This is a genomic window from Halobacteriovorax sp. JY17 (assembly GCF_002753895.1).
Taxonomy (GTDB): Bacteria; Bdellovibrionota; Bacteriovoracia; order Bacteriovoracales; family Bacteriovoracaceae; genus Halobacteriovorax.
The window spans coordinates 77523-93861 of sequence record NZ_NJER01000004.1 but is presented as its reverse complement, the minus strand read 5'-3'; the positions used below and the strand labels follow the sequence as shown (position 1 = coordinate 93861).

The following is a 16339-nucleotide window of genomic DNA, read 5'->3' as shown; positions in this document are numbered from 1 at the left end:
GGTTAAATCTCCAAATTCATATCGCTCTATAATAGTAAATTTGTGGATTTAAGAGGTGTCTTTTGAAGAATTTTCAAAGGGTGTACAAGAAGAATACACCCTTATCTAGCTGAAATTAAAGTATTTTCTTTAGTACTGCATGGATTGGAAGAAGAATATCTCTTCCTAGAGCCTCTGATCTTTTTGGAGACCAACCGTAAATTGGACAAGGCATTTCTATATTATCCTTAAACGGCATCTCAAGTGTATAGGCCATACAATTAAACCTGTCCCCTATAGCATTTGTGGCCACAGTCATATTGCTCTCACCTCTAGCATCTATTGGGTAGCCAACATTTGTTTGAAAATCTGGTGAAGCATTTAAAAAAGCTTCTTTAAAGGTACTTTCAAGTTCTGCGATTTCATTCGTATAAGAGAGATTTCCTTCACTTCCGGCAACAAAGTTATAAGGAAGATTCTCATCTCCGTGAATATCTAAGAATATATCCACTCCAACCTCATCCATTTTACCTCTTACAAAGAAAACTTCTGGAGACTTCTCCACACTCGGGTCTTGCCACTCTCTATTTAGGTTTACTCCAGCAGCATTAGTACGAAGATGGCCTCTCACTGATCCGTCAGGGTTCATATTTGGAACTACGTAGAAAGTCGCCATCTCAAGGGCCTTTATAGAAAGACTTTCATTCGTATCAAGAAGTCTTTGAAGAAAACCTTCAACAAACCACTCGGCCATAGACTCTCCAGGATGTTGCCTTGCAGTCATCCATACTTTCTTAGGACCATGCCCTATTTTTAGAAGACTCATATCTCTTCCATCTAAAGTTTCCCCAAGAGACTCTAGCTCACATCTTGAATCTAGCTGTGCCAGAGAGAGAAGATCTAGATGTCTTTCGTGAGAGTAAGGAGCAAAGTATGAGAAGTAGACAGTGTTAAAGTCATTTTCAAAATCAATTGTTAAGGTTTCCCCGTCAAAGCTAGTTTCTTCAACTCTAAACCACTCTTCTCTATCATAACTCGCACAGGCCTTATAATTTTCCCAACCAGGAGTGTAAGCACTCTTTCCAGCATTCGTAATTTGAAGTTTAAGACGAGTATCTTTTGGAGCTTGAACACGGAAATGAAACCACTGAAAGAATTCAGACTCATTGTCATGCTTAATTTCAAGCTTAATATCAGAAGCGTTCGAAGAGTCTATGACTCTAATGTTTCCACTGTCAAAGTTATCAGAAATTTTAATCATAAGTACCTCTACGAAAAAAGGCCTTCTACTAGTCTCTCTAGTAAAAGGCCTTTGCGATTATTTTCTTAAATTAAATTGAAGAAAGAATTGAATTAAAAGTTTCACTTGGTCTCATGGCCATAGAAACTTTTGTTGAGTCCGCGTGGTAATAACCACCCATATCAATCTTCACACCTTGAGCATCGTTAAGCTCTTTTACAATTGCTCCTTCGTGTTCAGCCAGTTTCTTTGAAATTGGAGCGAAGTGATTCTTTAGCTCTTCATTCTCATCTTGGTTAGCAAGAGCTTCGGCCCAGTACATTGCAAGATAGAAGTGACTTCCTCTATTATCTAGTTCTCCAACTTTTCTTGATGGAGACTTATCATTTCTAAGAAATTTTCCATTGGCCACATCAAGAGCTTTTGCTAGAACTTTTGCTTTCTCATTCTTATTCTTTAAAGCAAGGTCTTCAATTGAAACACCAAGAGCTAGAAATTCTCCCAGAGAGTCCCAACGAAGGTGATTCTCTTCTACAAATTGTTGAACGTGCTTAGGAGCAGAACCTCCTGCGCCTGTTTCAAATAAACCACCACCAGCAAGGAGAGGCACTATTGATAACATTTTAGCACTTGTTCCTAGTTCAAGAATTGGAAAGAGATCTGTTAAGTAATCTCTTAAAACATTTCCTGTAACCGAAATTGTGTCTTCACCTTTTTTCACTCTATCAAGAGTAAATTTAATGGCCGCTTCAGGAGCGAGAATTTTAATTTCTAATCCTGCTGTATCGTGATCTTTTAAGTAATTATTTACTTTCTTAATTAGGCTGGCGTCGTGTGCTCTATTTTCATCTAGCCAGAAAACTGCTGGTTGCCCAGTGGCCTTAGCTCTATTTACACCAAGTTTAACCCAGTCTTTAATTGCAATGTCTTTTGTCTGGCACATTCTAAAGATATCGCCATCTTCAACAATTTGTTCCATAAGAGTCGCGCCATTAGAGTCTACAACTTGAACTTTTCCATTTCCAGAAATTTCAAAAGTCTTATCGTGGGATCCATACTCTTCAGCTTTCTTTGCCATAAGTCCTACGTTAGAAACATTCCCCATAGTCTTTGGATCAAAAGCTCCATTCTCTCTACAAAACTTCACCGTCTCATCGTAAATCCCCGCGTAACAACGATCAGGAATTATAAATTTAGTATCTGCAGCTTTTCCATCAGGCCCCCACATTTGACCAGAAGTTCTAATCGCCGCTGGCATAGAAGCATCAATGATCACATCACTTGAAACATGTAGATTAGTAATTCCTTTATCCGAATCAACCATCGCCATTCTTGGACCGTTATCTAGGGCTGTCTTAAGCGCAACTTCAATTTCAGCTTTCTTATCAGCAGGAAGGTTTGCAAGTTTATTATATAGATCACCTAGACCTAAGTTTGGATTAACTCCAATCGTTTTTAGGTCAGTTGCGTACTTTGTAAAAACATCATTAAAGAAAACACTTACAACATGACCAAAGATAATTGGATCAGAAACTTTCATCATTGTTGCTTTTAGATGAACTGAAAAGAGAACACCTTTTTCTTTTGCGTCTTTAACCTGTTCAGTTAGAAAAGATCTAAGCGCATTCTTATTCATCACTGAGCAGTCAATCACTTCGTCAGCAAGAAGAGATGTCTTCTCTTTTAGAATTGTTGTTTCACCAGAGTCTGCTACGAATTGAATTTTCACATCAGTTGCAGAATCTAGAGTGTGTGACTTCTCAGAGCCAAAGAAATCTTTTTCAGACATATGAGAAACGTGAGACTTAGAATCTTTTGACCATGCTCCCATTCTATGTGGGTTATTTTGCGCGTACTCTTTTACAGGACCAGCAACTCTTCTGTCTGAGTTACCTTCTCTAAGGACTGGGTTCACTGCAGAACCTAGAACTTTTGCGTATCTAAGTTTTACATCTTTATCTGCTTCAGTTTCAGCTGTCTCAGGATAACTTGGAATATTATATCCTTGCGATTGAAGTTCAGCGATACACGCTTTTAACTGAGGGATAGAAGCTGAAATATTTGGAAGCTTAACAATATTTGCTTCCGGAGTCTTAGCAAGCTCTCCTAATTCTGTAAGTGCATCAGAGATTTTCTGATCAGCTTTTAAATTCTCAGGAAAGTTAGCAAGAACTCTTCCCGCAAGAGAGATATCTCTCGTCTCAACTTCGATTCCAGCGGTAGCAGTAAATGCTTTCACAATTGGAAGAAGAGACTCTGTCGCTAGAGCTGGAGCTTCATCAGTTTTTGTATAAATAATCTTTGATGTTTTGTTTGACATTAGATCTCCTAAAGAATGGTCTTTAATTACGAGAGCTAGAATATATCAAAGCCGCCTTTTGGTAAAGATGAACACCTCTAAAAGAGGAGAACAACACAAAGCGGCGGCCAATTAGTATTCACTTTGTGACACAAAGCAAATTTTAGATAAGTAAATTACTTCATTCTCCCGCCGCAATGAGGCATCTCAGGAGCGTAAGGATTGTGAACTCGTCCCATCTTCTGGCTATTTTGAACCCATTTCTTCTTAACCATCGGACATCTATAACCACTATACTTGTCCCCTAGGTCGTACTTATTAATCACATAAATCATCGCCATAGATGCTTGGTGATAATTCTTATTATTAGATTCTCTGTCTGCTCCCTCTTTTATTTCACTAAGTTTTTTCGACGCGTTTTCTAAGAGTTTCTTTACTTCTTTATTAGAGACTTTAGCTATCGCCGCGGCAGTCTTCTCAGCATTGGCCTGAACATCTTTTGCATTATATTTAAAGAACGATGCATGAAGAGCTTCATTAACTTCTAAAACATTTAAAACTTCCTCTTTTGATTTTTCATCCAGAGAATCTTTTGAAAACGCTATATTATTTAAAAATAGCAGGGAAAAAAGTAGAATTAATTTACGCATATAAACTCCTTATAAGAACTAATCTAATTTACTTGTATATTTACGATTATGTCTTAAAATTTGTGACAGAGACTTTTATTTTTTGAAAAATATCTCTAATTTTCAGTTACTTAAAAGATTATGTCACAAAGAATAAACACTCATCGTAATAAGGTATAAGAGAAATGGTCCCACAGTCAAAGGCTCAAGTGATTAAAGACGAGCAATTAATGGTGAAATACCAAAATGGAGACCACAAGGCCTTTGAAACCTTGTATCGAAAACATGAAGCGAAGGTTTATAGCTATTTGAGAAAGAGACTTCCAAATCAAGATAACGTAGAAGAAGTCTTCCAAAATACTTTCTTAAAGGTTCATAAGTCGAGACATCACTTCAATCCGAAATTTCTCTTCATGCAATGGCTCTACACAATTGCACGGTCTGAACTACTAGACTTCTGCAAGAAAAAGAAAGTCATTCATATTGAATATATAGAACAAGCTGTTGAACCTCTTAACATTGAGGACAACTTAAACTTAGATGAGTACGAATCCCTCTCAGACAAAGAGAGAAAAGTATTAAACTTAAAATTTATTTCAGACCAAGATTATGAGGAAATTTCAAGTGCATTAAATATAAGTCAGAGCAATGCACGAAAAATATTCTCACGGGCCATAAAGAAAATAAAAATGACTCTCACTGGAGATCACCATGAGTAAGAAAGACAAATTCAAAGATGACTACTTAGACTTTGCTCACTCTTCGGAATCCACACCAAGGCAAATTAGTCATTCAATATTAAATAGAGTCGAAAGAGACTTAAATCCAAATAAGCAAATTGTCTTTTTAAAGCTGCTCTCACTTCAACTCTTTGTTGGCCTTCTTACAATGCTATTTTGTCCTCAATTTACATTGAGCCTAACCAATAATCACAAACTCTTTCACTACTTCCACCACACTTTTGGAGAACATATTTGCATGATGATTTGCGGCTCTATTTTTCTAGGAACAGGCGCTATCGTGGCCGCTTATCTCTTAGATATTGAAGAAGTTCGAGTAATTAGAAATACAAGAGGACTCTATTACTTAGCGATTTCAGGGCTATCTCTAGGGATATTCTTACTTTTTGGTGCGAAGCTATATTTAGATTTAACATTAATTTGGGTAATCGGTGCTTCTCTTGCCGGATCTCTAGTGCTAGCATTTAGTGACTTTTTAAGAAGAAAGTTCTTACAAATTGCTTAATAAACTTAGAGGTTAATGTGTTCAAATTCATCACTCTTTCTGCACTTCTATTTGCAGTAAATACAAATGCTAAAATACTAACGAAAGAAGTTAGCTATAAGGTTGGAGAAACGTCCTACAAGAGCGCCATTGTCTACTCTGACAAGCTGAAAAAAGGTGCTCCACTAATCGTTATGATTCCGAATTGGAAAGGGATGACTGATGAGTCTCTAAAGAAGGCCAAATTGGTCGCCGGAGATAAGTATATTGTCATGATGGCAGATGTTTATGGAGAGAATATTCGTCCTAAAAATAATGATGAAGCAAAAGTTGCAGCAACAAGAATGAGAAGTGATATTCCACTTCTTAGAACAATGACCAATAAAGCTGTTGATGTTTTAAAGGTAGAGGGAAAGAAATTAGGAGGAGATTCTTCAAGAGTAGCAGCAATCGGTTTCTGCTTTGGAGGAGGAGCCGTTCTTGAGTCAGCAAGATCAGGAAAAGACTTAAAGGCCGTCATCTCTTTTCATGGAAATTTAAATACTCCAGATATTAAAGACGCTAAAAATATTAAGTCAAAAGTTCTTGTTCTACATGGGGCCATCGACCCCTCCGTCCCTAAAGCAGATATTGAAAAATTTGAAAAAGAAATGAATGAAGCGAATGTCGATTGGCAATTTGTAAGCTTCAGTGGTGCTGTTCACTCTTTTACAAATCCTACGGCCAATAGAAAAGGGAGATCTGAATATCACCCTCTCGTGGCCAAGAGATCGTTCAAGATGATGAATAATTTATTAGATGAAGTTTTTAAAAAATAAGATAGGTAGAAAATGGATATAAAACAAATATTTAAAAATAATGAATCTTGGATAAAAGATAAACTGGCAATTGATAAAGATTTCTTTAAAAATCTTAGTAAAGATCAAAGACCAGAGATTCTCTACATTGGATGTTCAGATAGTAGAGTTACTGCTGAAGAACTTATGGGAATTCAGCCTGGAGAGGCTTTTGTTCACAGAAATATTGCCAATATGGTCAGCAATATTGATCTAAATGTTCAAACAGTTCTAAACTACGCCGTTAACCAACTTGAGGTTCAGCATATAGTTGTCTGTGGTCACTACGGATGTGGTGGAATCAAAGCGGCTATGGAAAGTAAGGACCTTGGAATTCTAAATCCATGGCTTAGAAATATTCGAGATGTCTACCGTCTCCACAAAACAACTCTCAATGCAATTGAAAGTGAACCTGAGCGCTATAAGAAGTTAGTAGAACTCAACGTGCAAGAACAATGTATTAACCTAATCAAAACAGCTTGTGTTCAACAAGCATCCAATTCTCGTGACATAAAAGTGCACGGATGGGTCTTTGATATGAAAACAGGAAAGCTTGTGGACTTAGAGATTAACTTTGAAGAAATCCTAAAAGGCATAATGGAAATTTACCATTTGGATTAGTAAGGGATTAACTTTACTTACTCAGACACAACTTTTTGCAACTTAGACGCATTTATTATTGCAATTAAGTTGCAAATAACATATCTCTATTATGAATCATCATTTTGGAGATAATATGTTTAAATTCATTTCAGTCCTACTTCTACTATCAAGTAACGCTTTTTCGGCCGACAATGGCGGATTAAAAATATCTGCGGCTGCTGATATGCTCTATGAGCAAGGCATTAATAAATCTAGTTCCGCTAAAGAAAAATTAGAAATGCGCTCGGCAGAGATCACTCTATACTCTCCTATTGATCATAACTTCAACGGCGTGATTAGTATCGCTGCTCACAATCATGAAGGTAAGAATCAATTTGAGTTACACGAACTCTATGTAGAGAATACAAGTTTTATTCCAAGATCTACTTTAAAGGTTGGTAAATTCTTTCTAGGGATTGGGAGACTTAATAGATTCCACAGACACGATTGGCTCTTCACGAGTGCCCCAAAAGTAAATGAAGAATTCTTTGGAGAAGAAGCCGCTTTTGATTCAGGAATTGAATACAACTACCTTCTTCCTACAGAAGCTATTTTCAATTTAACTCTTGGAGTAACTATCGGTGATGACTTTAATCATGAGCACGATCATCATGAAGACGATGCTGGACATGACGAAGAGTCTGAAAAGGCTAAGTACCCTACTCACTACTTAAGATTTTCTCACTTCAAAGAATTTAGTACGACTAAAGGAATGGAGACAGGATTAAACCTTCTTAGAAAAAAGAATGCTCATGGAGAAGAACAAACTCTCCTAGGCCTTGATTACATCTTAAAAAATAGAGTTGGAAAAGTTAATACATTTGTTCTTCAGTCTGAAGTTTGGTTTAGAGAATCAGAAGAAGAGGGAGTAAAAACAGAAGAGCTTGGAGGATACATCTTCAACGATTACTCTATTCTTGAGTCCTCTTCAATTGGATTTAGAGTTGACGTTCTTAAGAACCTTACAAGTACTACAGATCAGCTAGACTACGGTACAACTGGACAATATACATTTAACTCAAGTGAATTCTCTAAAATTAGAGCAAGTCTTTCTCATACATTCTCAAGACATGATGGATCGACTCTTAATAAAGACACAAAGGCAATGCTACAAGTAGTGTTCATCCTTGGGAGCCATCCAGCACATGTATTCTAATCTAAAAGTTTTACTCGCATTTCTTATAATGGGAACTTCACTAGCCAAGCTCAATATCGTCACGACAACGACAGATATTGCTTGGCTAGCGGCAAGAATTGGAAAAGAGAATGTTCAAGTAAATTCCCTTCTCTCTGGACCGGAAAACCCTCACTTTGTTGAAGCTCTTCCAAGCTTTATCCACAAGGTTGCCTCAGCTGATATCTTCTGCGTTGTCGGACTTGAATTAGAAAGTGCTTGGGCCTCTAAAGTTCAAAAACGTTCCGGGAATAGTCGTATTCAAGTTGGAGGCAAGGGTTACTGTGATGCAAGTAAAGAAGTTGAAGTCCTAGATAAACTTGAAGTTGCAGTTGATAGATCTATGGGAGATGTCCACTCAGCAGGCAATCCTCATTATCACTTAGCTCCAAGCTACTTAATCATGGCAGGAAAGTCTATCCTCAACTCTCTTATAGAGAATGATCCAAATAATAAGAGTGTTTATAAAGAAAATTTTTCAAAGCTAGCTCTTGAACTCTCAAGCTTAAAAGAAAGTGAAATTAAGAAATTAAGCCTTAGAAGCAATTTAAAATTTATGGAATACCATAAAGAATTCACTTATTTCTTAAAAGATTATCAATTAAGTAATGCAGGTAGTATTGAAGAGATTTCAGGAGTTCCTCCTTCTGCTGCAAGAATTTTAAAAGTAATTAATATAATTAAAAAAGAGAAAGTTAATATTATCCTGGCAACAGATAGTGCTCCGGAGAAAGTATTAAAGAAATTAGTCGAAACAACAGGGGTTAAGATTATAAAATCTCCTCTAAGTCTAATTGATTATCTAAGTAAAGATGCCTACAAGAAGATGCAAGATGGTCTCATTGACCAAATACTGGAAGTTAAATGACTTACCTCTCCACAGTAAATTTAAAAATTGGATACGAGAATTCTCTTAGTTCTCCAATTAATTTTAAACTACCTGTGGGGGAAATTATCCAAGTAAAAGGAGCCAATGGTTCAGGAAAAAGTACTCTCCTAAAAACCCTTCTAGGAGAGATTCCTTCTCTTGGGGGGGAAATTAACTGGCTAATTTCAAATAAAGAAATCTCCTACCTCCCTCAAGCTGGTATGAATTCTCATAATTTCAATTTCACTCTCAAAGAATTTCTGGAGACCTATGATGTTGAACAAGAAATTAAGCAGTATTTAAATCCAGAGCTTGCCAATAGACTCTGGGTTAATTCAAGTGGTGGAGAGAGGCAATTGGCCCTTATACTGACTCGTATTTCAAAGAGGACTAAAGTACTTATACTTGATGAACCTCTCAATCACTTAGATATAAAATCTAGAAAATTAATTGAAGACCTAATTAGTGAGTTGATGAAAAAAAGAAGTAATCTTTCAATTATTATTGTCTCTCACTTAGAAATTAATCTTCCTAAAAAAGAATTGGAATTATAATGGAAATGATTCTTTTTTATAAATTAAGTTTTATAACATCTATATTCTCAAGTGCGACATTCTCAATTATCGGAAAGCACTTTATTTGGAGAAATAAATTCATTGAGCTCTTCGCTCTATGCCAATTTGCTATAATTGGAAACCTAATAGGTCACTTACTTCTTCCTACTATATCAATCAGTCTCCTCCCACTTTTCCTAAGTATACTTTTCTTCATATTAGGAAAGTCCATCTTTGATATTTTTAAAATTAACAGTAGAGAAAGATCTACAAGAATGATTTGTATCTATCTTGCTCTTACCTCTATTCAATATCTCACGATTTCCTTCTTCCCAAATCTAGATACTCACTTAAGTAGTGGTCTCTTTGGGAGTATGGTCACAGCAACAAGAGTAGAGAATATTTCAATGATTATTCTCTATACTGGAATTTCTATTTCTCTGTTTTTTTTAAATAAGGTTATAACGAAGAATTCACTGGAAATTAGTTTATTTCAAAAACTAAAAAAGAATACAAAGGATGAATACTTCCTTCTTCTTCCCGTTATTATTGGTGTCTTTGGACTAGGTCTCATTCATACTCTTAGTTTTCTATCCCTTGGGGCCGTAATCCTAGGGTCATCATTTAAGAGTCAGAGAGTTAATAATATCATTCTGATTATAATTAATATCTTGGCGTCAACAGGAGGACTACTCCTCTCTTTATTCTTTGAAAAGCTCAGTACCACACCGACTCAAGTACTACTCCTAGGAGTCGCTTGCTTGAGTGTGAAGTTGATTAATAAGAAACTACTTTAAAGAGTCTGTGATCACCGCACCGAAAATAGATGGAAACCCTATTATAATGACTCGCTTAATAGCAATATATGGTGTCGTCATTATAGGAAATTTATCAATTAAGAAGAGGACTAAAATAACACTCAATATAGAGATGGTATAAATCGCGACAATACGCTTGATAAATTCAATGACATTACCTCTAAGCTTATCCCTATAGAAGTTATAGTAAACAAAGAGAAGTACCGTTACGATCGATGAGATGGCAAGGTACATAACATTTTCATTCTTAAGGTTAATACTTAAAGTCCAGACTTCTTCTGTAAAGCAAAGAGGAGAAGAGACAAGAAGTGCACCTACAAATATTTGAGTGATATCTCTTGGCCTAAGTTCAACCATCAAAGGATTAATCACATGACTTATAGGCTTTCCAGAAGAGTCAAAGAAAGTAACGACTTCTTTTAAATAACCACCAACTTGCTTAATTTCAGTTTTGAAAAAATCTTTTGTCATATAATAAATGTAATTGAATTATTTTAGATCTGCAAATTTAGAAAAAAAAAGCAGTACAAGAATGTACTGCTCACTTAGCGGTTGGGGACTAGTAACGTCCACCACCAAAACCACCACTTCTTGGCTCTTTTGGCTTCGCTTCATTAACTCTTAATGGACGACCGTCTAAGTCATTTCCATCAAATTTTGAAATAGCTTCTTGAGCTTCTTCATCTGAAGACATCTCAACAAATGCAAAACCTTTACTTCTTCCAGTGTCTCTGTCAGTGATTAGCTTTGCTGAATCAACTGTTCCACACGCTGAAAAAGTTTCTAGAAGTGTGTCTTCTGTTGCTGAAAAAGGAAGGTTTCCTACATACAATTTTCTACCCATTATAATTCTCCGATCTGAAATGGTCTTTGCCACATGCTATGAAGAAGTTAGACAGAAAACCTGGATAAATCTCTTAGCTGTTGCTTTAAATAATAAGACTTAATTAGCACAGCCCCTAACCCAAAGCAACAATCATTTAAGTATTTGAAAAGATTAATCTCTACTTAAGTGGCTATTATTGCTAAGCGCTATGCTTTTTCTCCTTTTCGAGTAAGAGAAAAGAAGATCGAAGGAAGTAAACTTGATATCAATGTATAGAAAATTAGAGCATAAATAAGCTTATTATCAACCTCTCCCTTGGCCCTTAAAGCTCCTGCGGCAACGAGCCCAAAGATCAAAGTTGGCATCAGCGAGAGAGAGATTTGATAAGGCTTCTTAATAAACTCTTTTAAAACATATTTAAGACTTGAGCTCGTTAGAATAAGTCTAAGAGGAACAAAAATCACGATGAAAATTAATCCGAGTGTAAATGAGTCTAGCGTCACTTCCCCTACTGAAATCTTTAATCCAGCTTGAAAGAAATAGAACGGCAAGAAGACATTAAAGAAGCCAGCAAGTGCACTAAAGAGCATTTTCTCATCATCTTTAAAAATTTTATGTTTAAATCTTGAACCAATAAGTCCTACTATAAAAGCCCCCACTAAGTAATAAGTTCCAAGCTCTTTTGAAACGACCCCCGCCGTAAGAGAGAGAACAACAAGAAATGGTATTTCAGAATTTGGTGCATAAGGAGAAATAAACTTAAAGTACAACTTAAATATTAAAGGTAAGAAAGCAAAGAGTCCGGCAAAGAAAGCGAGGGATACAAGCATAGATTTTATATCATCTCCCTGAAGCGCAATAAATAGAAGAACCACAGACATAAGCTCTTTACTTATGGCCTTAGATTTTACCCAATACTCCTGATCCTCTCCCATATTGAATGAATGCATCGAGTTCATTATAAATCCAGCAGATGGAGTAAAGATCCCAAGAGCTAAAATAGTCGCACTTGGGTAAGACAATTCGAAGTAATAGCTTAAACTTAGAATCATAATTAAAATTATAAATAAAGACTTAGCAATATACTTTGATAGATATTTTCCATCACTTTTGAGCTCAGCAAAGTCCACTTCTAATCCTGCAAAGAGAAAGAGAGAGGTAATCCCTATTTGTGATAGAAATCGAAACAGTCTATCATCTTGGATTGTTGGATCAATCGTTGAATATATAATCCCGATTATAAGGGCAGTTATTCCCGAAGGAAGACGAAATCTTAAAAGTAACTTTGGTAAAATTAGTACCAGCGAAAAAATCGCTAGGTACTCTAAATCATTAGATATTGAAATATTCATTGTCCTTCCATTATTATTTTTACTTAAAAATTTTATCCTAAAAATACGAGATTAAGTACACTTCTGTTCATTTGCTAAGTAGTTGATAAGTGCGCGTCGCAACATGAACCATGTGAAGAACCTATTCGGCTAAATCGAAACGAAACATATACTTAGTGAGACTACTTTCCCGAAATGTTAGGATTAGATATACCAGATAGGAGGGAGGAGAATTGTGATATCTCAAATAGAAAAAATCTACCCAGTTAAACAAGGAAGAATTGCCAAAGACAAAAATGAGAACTTTATGCTCTTAAATGCTGAAGGCAAAGCCTTTTCAACTAATGCGGCGATACTTTTAATTTGGGAACTATGCTCGGGAAATTCTTCTATAAAAGACTTATGTAAAGAAATAAAAGCAAATTCAAAAAGTAGCTCAGGAGACCTTACAGAAAAAGTCTCCCAAATTATTGAAAAATTATCTAAAGCAAAGCTTGTTGAACTAAAGGAAATGGAGCACTAAGCACTACTTTAACAAGTCATCAGAAACTTCAGAAACTTCAATCTGTAAATCAACATCTTCATATCTCTCTGGAACATAAGAGAGTTTTGTCTGAATTAAATCTTTCAACTTTCTAATCGAAATTAATCCCTCATCACTCTTCTTCCAAATAGCATAGAGAGAAACTTTTATAGGTTCATCTAATTGAAAGGTCTTTAATCCTGGATACTCTTCAAGAGGGTTTTTTGGAATAAACATCACACATCGACCACGGTCACAGAGTTTCTTAACAAAGTCAGAGTGATCACTTAGGATTTTCTCCTTTGGTATAATCCCCTTCTTTCTTAGGTACTGATAAATCGTCTGGTTCAAGCTCTTATCCCAGCTATTTTCAGCAAAAGGAATATTTACAAGAATATCTTTTTCACTCTTAAACTTATTATAGAGATCTAAAGAACAACAAAAAACAACCTCAAAAGATCCTATCTCTTGGTAGTCCAAACTCTTTCTTTTAGGCTTCCTTAGAGAAATTCCCCAATCAATATTTCCTTGGATTAAATTTTCAATCAGAACATCTTGCTCAGACTGTCTGATCGTATTAACAGTTCCATAAGGAGTGTATAAATCCCAATACTGAGAGGAGAATTCACAAGCTAAGTCGTAAGTAATTGTCTCTTCGATACCAACATTCACTGGATATCCACCAACTACATCATCTGAAAAGTGTTCAAGAATTTTACTTCCTTCTTCAAAGATCACTCTCGTCTTATCAAATAATTGAGCGCCATCTGTTGTAAGAGACAAACCCTTAGGACTTCTAACGAATAACTTCTTATTAAATTTCTCTTCTAACTTCTTTAACTGCTCACTCAAAGTTGAGGAAGCCGTACCAATAGTCTTGGCCCCTTTCTTTAGAGACTGGGCCTTAGCAACTTCATAAAAGCAATATAAGTGATTCCAGTTAATATCTTTTAATTTATGCATAAGACCCTCAGTTAGTTCAAAAAAGAATATACCTAATTATAACTAAGGAAAAAGCGAATAGAAATACCCTGAACGACGTATTCGGTTTTTACGAATCAAAATCTAGCTAAATTACTTAAACTAGGTTAGTTTTCCAATGGTTCAAATGGAAACTCACCCTTTCCTGCTGAAGCTTCTTCAGTAAATTTGTTCTCATATCATTTCGAAGTTCCCAAGCATCGCTTGGATTATCTGCCCAGGCAGCAACCCAACACTTAATAGAATCCTTCTCTAGCTCCATCACCCAAAATGTTGGTTCTTCAGTGTTGGCAAAGTACTTAGACTTAAGAGGGCATTCTTTGGCCCAAGCTTCTAATTTTTCTAAGTCTGTTTCAGGAGATACAAAGAACTCGATATAGGCCCAGATATATTGATCATTAATAGTAAGATTTTGAATTTCTTTTTGAATTAATTTCGCATTTGGAATTACGACTCTATTCCAGTCCCACTTCTTAACGATTGAATAAGTTAAACCTATCTCCTCGATTAAACCGTAGTGTCCATCAATGATGACAGTATCTCCAATCTTAATAAACTTAAAAAAAGATATTACTACCCCTGAAAATAGGTTTTCTAAAAATGGCCTAAGTGAAACACCTGCAATAACAGAGAGAACTGCAGCGATGATAGAAATATATACAGAAGGAATACTTCCAAGATATGGAATAAAGACAACCAGAGACCAAATTCCAAATAGAGCCAATGGCAATGCCTTACTGATGAAAGAAAAGCGGTCTTCAATTGCATGAATACCTTTTTCCTTTATATCTTTTTCATCGTTCTCTACTGGAGAATCAGTTTCAACGGCGCCATGGATTTCTCTCTTTTTTATATTCTTTAATTTAACTTTCTCTGCTTTTTTAATAATAAGACGAAAGTAAAAATAAATAAGAATAAAAGCAATACTCACACCAATTGGGTATGAGTATGTCGTGAGAGCTGGAAACATTAGCTTTCCTTAATAAGGTTCAGTTTTGTTCTAAATAAAACAAAGTAAGTTACAATCCCTGCCACCATTCCTGGAGCAACTTCAAACATTGTACCAGCAAGACCTAGTTGTCTCCAAATTAAAGTTACTGCAACACCAATAACAATCATTGAAATTCCTGTAAATTCTGAAACTTTTTTTCCAATCGCATATAAGAAGAGCAGTGGTCCAAATGCAGCAGAAAGTACTGACCAAGAAATAAGAACTAATTCAAAGACATTCTTACTTCCATAAAGTGCTATCAGCAGTGCCATAATTGTAACAAATGCTGTTGTTAACTTTGTTAACCAAAGGTTTCCTTTTCCTTTTGGAAAAATGTCCATTGTAAAAGCTGCCGAACAACTTAGAATCTGAGAGTCTGCAGTAGACATTGTTGCAGAGAAGATTCCTGCGAGAACAACACCAATAAGAACTTGTGGAAGAAGTGCTTGACTCATTAAAGGAAGAGCAAGCTCAGCATCGAAATTTGAAGCTTCAGGAAGAATTAATCTCGCTGTTAGACCTACACCGATTGTAAGAGCATAGAATGCAATATACCAAGCATAGTAATAAGCTCTAGTTTTATTCATACTTTCAGCATTATTAATTGTCATAAATCTAATCATAATGTGTGGCTGTCCAATGATACCAAAACCACCAAAAATCCAGCCAATAATAAAGAGGAAAACACCAAAGGAGTTATCAATAGCAAGTCCTGTTGGTATAACACTTAGGTATCCAGGTCCAACAGCATCTAAACTTGAGAAATATGTTGAAAAACCGCCAGAGTCACTTACTCCTACAAAGAAAAGTAGTGCCATAGCAAAAATCATCACAATTGACTGAGCAGCATCTGTCCAAATAGATGCCCTAAGCCCTCCTGATAAACAGTATGCAAAGACGATAAAACTTCCAATGATCGCGCCAGTACTATACTCCCATCCAAAGAGTACATGAAGGGCCTTACTTCCGGCCTTAAATTGAGCAGCGGCATAAACTCCAAGAAAAATAACAGTGATTAAACCAACAACAACTCTAAGTTTTTTAAACTCTCCACCTTGCCAACGAGAAAGAACTCCACCAAAACTTAACATTTCCTTCTTCTCAGATTGCACTCTTAATTTCTTATGAACAAAATTACTAATAATATAGTCGCCAAAAATCCAGCCGACCATCAACCAAATAGATTGCAAGCCACTGGTATAGGTATAACCAATCATCCCAATAAACATGTAACCACTATTATTAGTTGCGACGGCCGAAAGAGCTGCTAGCCATGGTTTAATATCTTGTCCTGCCATTAGATAGTCTGAACTATTCTTTTTACTTTTAAAGGTTGAAGAAACTCCAATTAATACAAAGAGAAGTAAGAAGAATAGAAAACTATAGACCACCATTAGCTGATTCCTTTTTTTAAGTTAATATAT

18 protein-coding genes are annotated in these 16339 nt (G+C 35.9%); 9 read left to right on the top strand and 9 right to left on the bottom strand.

Annotated features, from left to right (window positions below; genetic code table 11):
- Positions 1-115: 115 nt before the first annotated feature.
- The 3 genes from CES88_RS15770 to CES88_RS15760 all read right to left on the bottom strand — a co-directional run bounded on the left by CES88_RS15770 (position 116) and on the right by CES88_RS15760 (position 4168).
- Positions 116-1237: a M14-type cytosolic carboxypeptidase gene (locus tag CES88_RS15770; RefSeq protein WP_365993361.1), complete on the bottom strand. Its 1122-nt coding sequence runs from the start codon at positions 1235-1237 to the stop codon at positions 116-118.
- A 73-nt stretch (positions 1238-1310) separates the two neighbouring features.
- Positions 1311-3539, bottom strand: a complete 2229-nt coding sequence (locus CES88_RS15765; protein ID WP_290736645.1) for an NADP-dependent isocitrate dehydrogenase — start codon at positions 3537-3539, stop codon at positions 1311-1313.
- A 155-nt stretch (positions 3540-3694) separates the two neighbouring features.
- Complete coding sequence (locus CES88_RS15760; RefSeq protein WP_290736643.1) at positions 3695-4168, bottom strand: hypothetical protein; 474 nt, start codon at positions 4166-4168, stop codon at positions 3695-3697.
- A 164-nt stretch (positions 4169-4332) separates the two neighbouring features.
- On the opposite strand from CES88_RS15760, the gene CES88_RS15755 reads away from it, so the two are divergent.
- The 8 genes from CES88_RS15755 to CES88_RS15720 all read left to right on the top strand — a co-directional run bounded on the left by CES88_RS15755 (position 4333) and on the right by CES88_RS15720 (position 10242).
- On the top strand, positions 4333-4866 hold the full coding sequence (locus CES88_RS15755) for a sigma-70 family RNA polymerase sigma factor (RefSeq protein ID WP_290736641.1): 534 nt from the start codon (positions 4333-4335) through the stop codon (positions 4864-4866).
- On the top strand, positions 4859-5392 hold the full coding sequence (locus CES88_RS15750) for a hypothetical protein (RefSeq protein WP_290736639.1): 534 nt from the start codon (positions 4859-4861) through the stop codon (positions 5390-5392). The genes CES88_RS15755 and CES88_RS15750 overlap by 8 nt, the downstream gene beginning before the upstream one ends.
- A 17-nt stretch (positions 5393-5409) precedes the next feature.
- A complete protein-coding gene (locus tag CES88_RS15745) occupies positions 5410-6189 on the top strand; it encodes a dienelactone hydrolase family protein (protein WP_290736637.1) in 780 nt (259 codons plus the stop codon).
- 12 nt (positions 6190-6201) lie between these two features.
- Positions 6202-6828, top strand: coding sequence for a carbonic anhydrase (locus CES88_RS15740; protein ID WP_290736635.1), 627 nt, complete (start codon positions 6202-6204; stop codon positions 6826-6828).
- 115 nt (positions 6829-6943) lie between these two features.
- A complete protein-coding gene (locus CES88_RS15735; protein WP_290736633.1) occupies positions 6944-8005 on the top strand; it encodes a hypothetical protein in 1062 nt (353 codons plus the stop codon).
- The gene (locus CES88_RS15730) at positions 7995-8891 is read left to right on the top strand and encodes a metal ABC transporter substrate-binding protein (protein WP_290736631.1); all 897 of its coding nucleotides are present in this window, start codon (positions 7995-7997) and stop codon (positions 8889-8891) included. The genes CES88_RS15735 and CES88_RS15730 overlap by 11 nt, the downstream gene beginning before the upstream one ends.
- The gene (locus CES88_RS15725) at positions 8888-9445 is read left to right on the top strand and encodes an ABC transporter ATP-binding protein (RefSeq protein ID WP_290736630.1); all 558 of its coding nucleotides are present in this window, start codon (positions 8888-8890) and stop codon (positions 9443-9445) included. Before CES88_RS15730 ends, CES88_RS15725 begins: the two co-directional genes overlap by 4 nt.
- Complete coding sequence (locus CES88_RS15720) at positions 9445-10242, top strand: hypothetical protein (RefSeq protein ID WP_290736628.1); 798 nt, start codon at positions 9445-9447, stop codon at positions 10240-10242. Before CES88_RS15725 ends, CES88_RS15720 begins: the two co-directional genes overlap by 1 nt.
- On the opposite strand, the gene CES88_RS15715 is transcribed toward CES88_RS15720, so the two are convergent.
- The 3 genes from CES88_RS15715 to CES88_RS15705 all read right to left on the bottom strand — a co-directional run bounded on the left by CES88_RS15715 (position 10234) and on the right by CES88_RS15705 (position 12441).
- Positions 10234-10734, bottom strand: a complete 501-nt coding sequence (locus CES88_RS15715; RefSeq protein WP_290736626.1) for a DUF2391 family protein — start codon at positions 10732-10734, stop codon at positions 10234-10236. The genes CES88_RS15720 and CES88_RS15715 overlap by 9 nt on opposite strands.
- 88 nt (positions 10735-10822) lie before the next feature.
- Positions 10823-11107: an RNA-binding protein gene (locus tag CES88_RS15710; protein ID WP_290736624.1), complete on the bottom strand. Its 285-nt coding sequence runs from the start codon at positions 11105-11107 to the stop codon at positions 10823-10825.
- A gap of 188 nt (positions 11108-11295) precedes the next feature.
- Positions 11296-12441, bottom strand: a complete 1146-nt coding sequence (locus CES88_RS15705; protein ID WP_290736622.1) for a cation:proton antiporter — start codon at positions 12439-12441, stop codon at positions 11296-11298.
- A 214-nt stretch (positions 12442-12655) separates the two neighbouring features.
- Between CES88_RS15705 and CES88_RS15700 the strand changes: the two genes are divergently transcribed.
- Positions 12656-12943, top strand: a complete 288-nt coding sequence (locus tag CES88_RS15700; RefSeq protein ID WP_290736620.1) for a PqqD family protein — start codon at positions 12656-12658, stop codon at positions 12941-12943.
- A 3-nt stretch (positions 12944-12946) separates the two neighbouring features.
- Here CES88_RS15700 and CES88_RS15695 read toward each other — a convergent pair whose 3' ends face one another.
- From CES88_RS15695 to CES88_RS15685, 3 genes are all read right to left on the bottom strand, one after another.
- Positions 12947-13906 (bottom strand): LysR family transcriptional regulator, encoded by a 960-nt coding sequence (locus CES88_RS15695; RefSeq protein ID WP_290736617.1) that lies wholly within the window; start codon positions 13904-13906, stop codon positions 12947-12949.
- A 115-nt stretch (positions 13907-14021) separates the two neighbouring features.
- Entirely contained in the window at positions 14022-14894 is an 873-nt protein-coding gene (locus tag CES88_RS15690; protein WP_290736614.1) for a mechanosensitive ion channel domain-containing protein, read from the bottom strand.
- On the bottom strand, positions 14894-16309 hold the full coding sequence (locus tag CES88_RS15685) for a sodium/proline symporter (RefSeq protein WP_290736611.1): 1416 nt from the start codon (positions 16307-16309) through the stop codon (positions 14894-14896). Before CES88_RS15685 ends, CES88_RS15690 begins: the two co-directional genes overlap by 1 nt.
- Positions 16310-16339: the final 30 nt, after the last annotated feature.

Bases quoted from the DNA above. Each gene is read 5' to 3' on its own strand.
- CES88_RS15765 (WP_290736645.1), bottom strand. From the start codon at position 3,539: ATGTCAAACAAAACATCAAAGATTATTTATACAAAAACTGATGAAGCT.
- CES88_RS15760 (WP_290736643.1), bottom strand. From the start codon at position 4,168: ATGCGTAAATTAATTCTACTTTTTTCCCTGCTATTTTTAAATAATATA.
- CES88_RS15755 (WP_290736641.1), top strand. From the start codon at position 4,333: ATGGTCCCACAGTCAAAGGCTCAAGTGATTAAAGACGAGCAATTAATG.
- CES88_RS15750 (WP_290736639.1), top strand. From the start codon at position 4,859: ATGAGTAAGAAAGACAAATTCAAAGATGACTACTTAGACTTTGCTCAC.
- CES88_RS15740 (WP_290736635.1), top strand. From the start codon at position 6,202: ATGGATATAAAACAAATATTTAAAAATAATGAATCTTGGATAAAAGAT.
- CES88_RS15735 (WP_290736633.1), top strand. From the start codon at position 6,944: ATGTTTAAATTCATTTCAGTCCTACTTCTACTATCAAGTAACGCTTTT.
- CES88_RS15730 (WP_290736631.1), top strand. From the start codon at position 7,995: ATGTATTCTAATCTAAAAGTTTTACTCGCATTTCTTATAATGGGAACT.
- CES88_RS15725 (WP_290736630.1), top strand. From the start codon at position 8,888: ATGACTTACCTCTCCACAGTAAATTTAAAAATTGGATACGAGAATTCT.
- CES88_RS15720 (WP_290736628.1), top strand. From the start codon at position 9,445: ATGGAAATGATTCTTTTTTATAAATTAAGTTTTATAACATCTATATTC.
- CES88_RS15715 (WP_290736626.1), bottom strand. From the start codon at position 10,734: ATGACAAAAGATTTTTTCAAAACTGAAATTAAGCAAGTTGGTGGTTAT.
- CES88_RS15710 (WP_290736624.1), bottom strand. From the start codon at position 11,107: ATGGGTAGAAAATTGTATGTAGGAAACCTTCCTTTTTCAGCAACAGAA.
- CES88_RS15705 (WP_290736622.1), bottom strand. From the start codon at position 12,441: ATGAATATTTCAATATCTAATGATTTAGAGTACCTAGCGATTTTTTCG.
- CES88_RS15695 (WP_290736617.1), bottom strand. From the start codon at position 13,906: ATGCATAAATTAAAAGATATTAACTGGAATCACTTATATTGCTTTTAT.
- CES88_RS15690 (WP_290736614.1), bottom strand. From the start codon at position 14,894: ATGTTTCCAGCTCTCACGACATACTCATACCCAATTGGTGTGAGTATT.
- CES88_RS15685 (WP_290736611.1), bottom strand. From the start codon at position 16,309: ATGGTGGTCTATAGTTTTCTATTCTTCTTACTTCTCTTTGTATTAATT.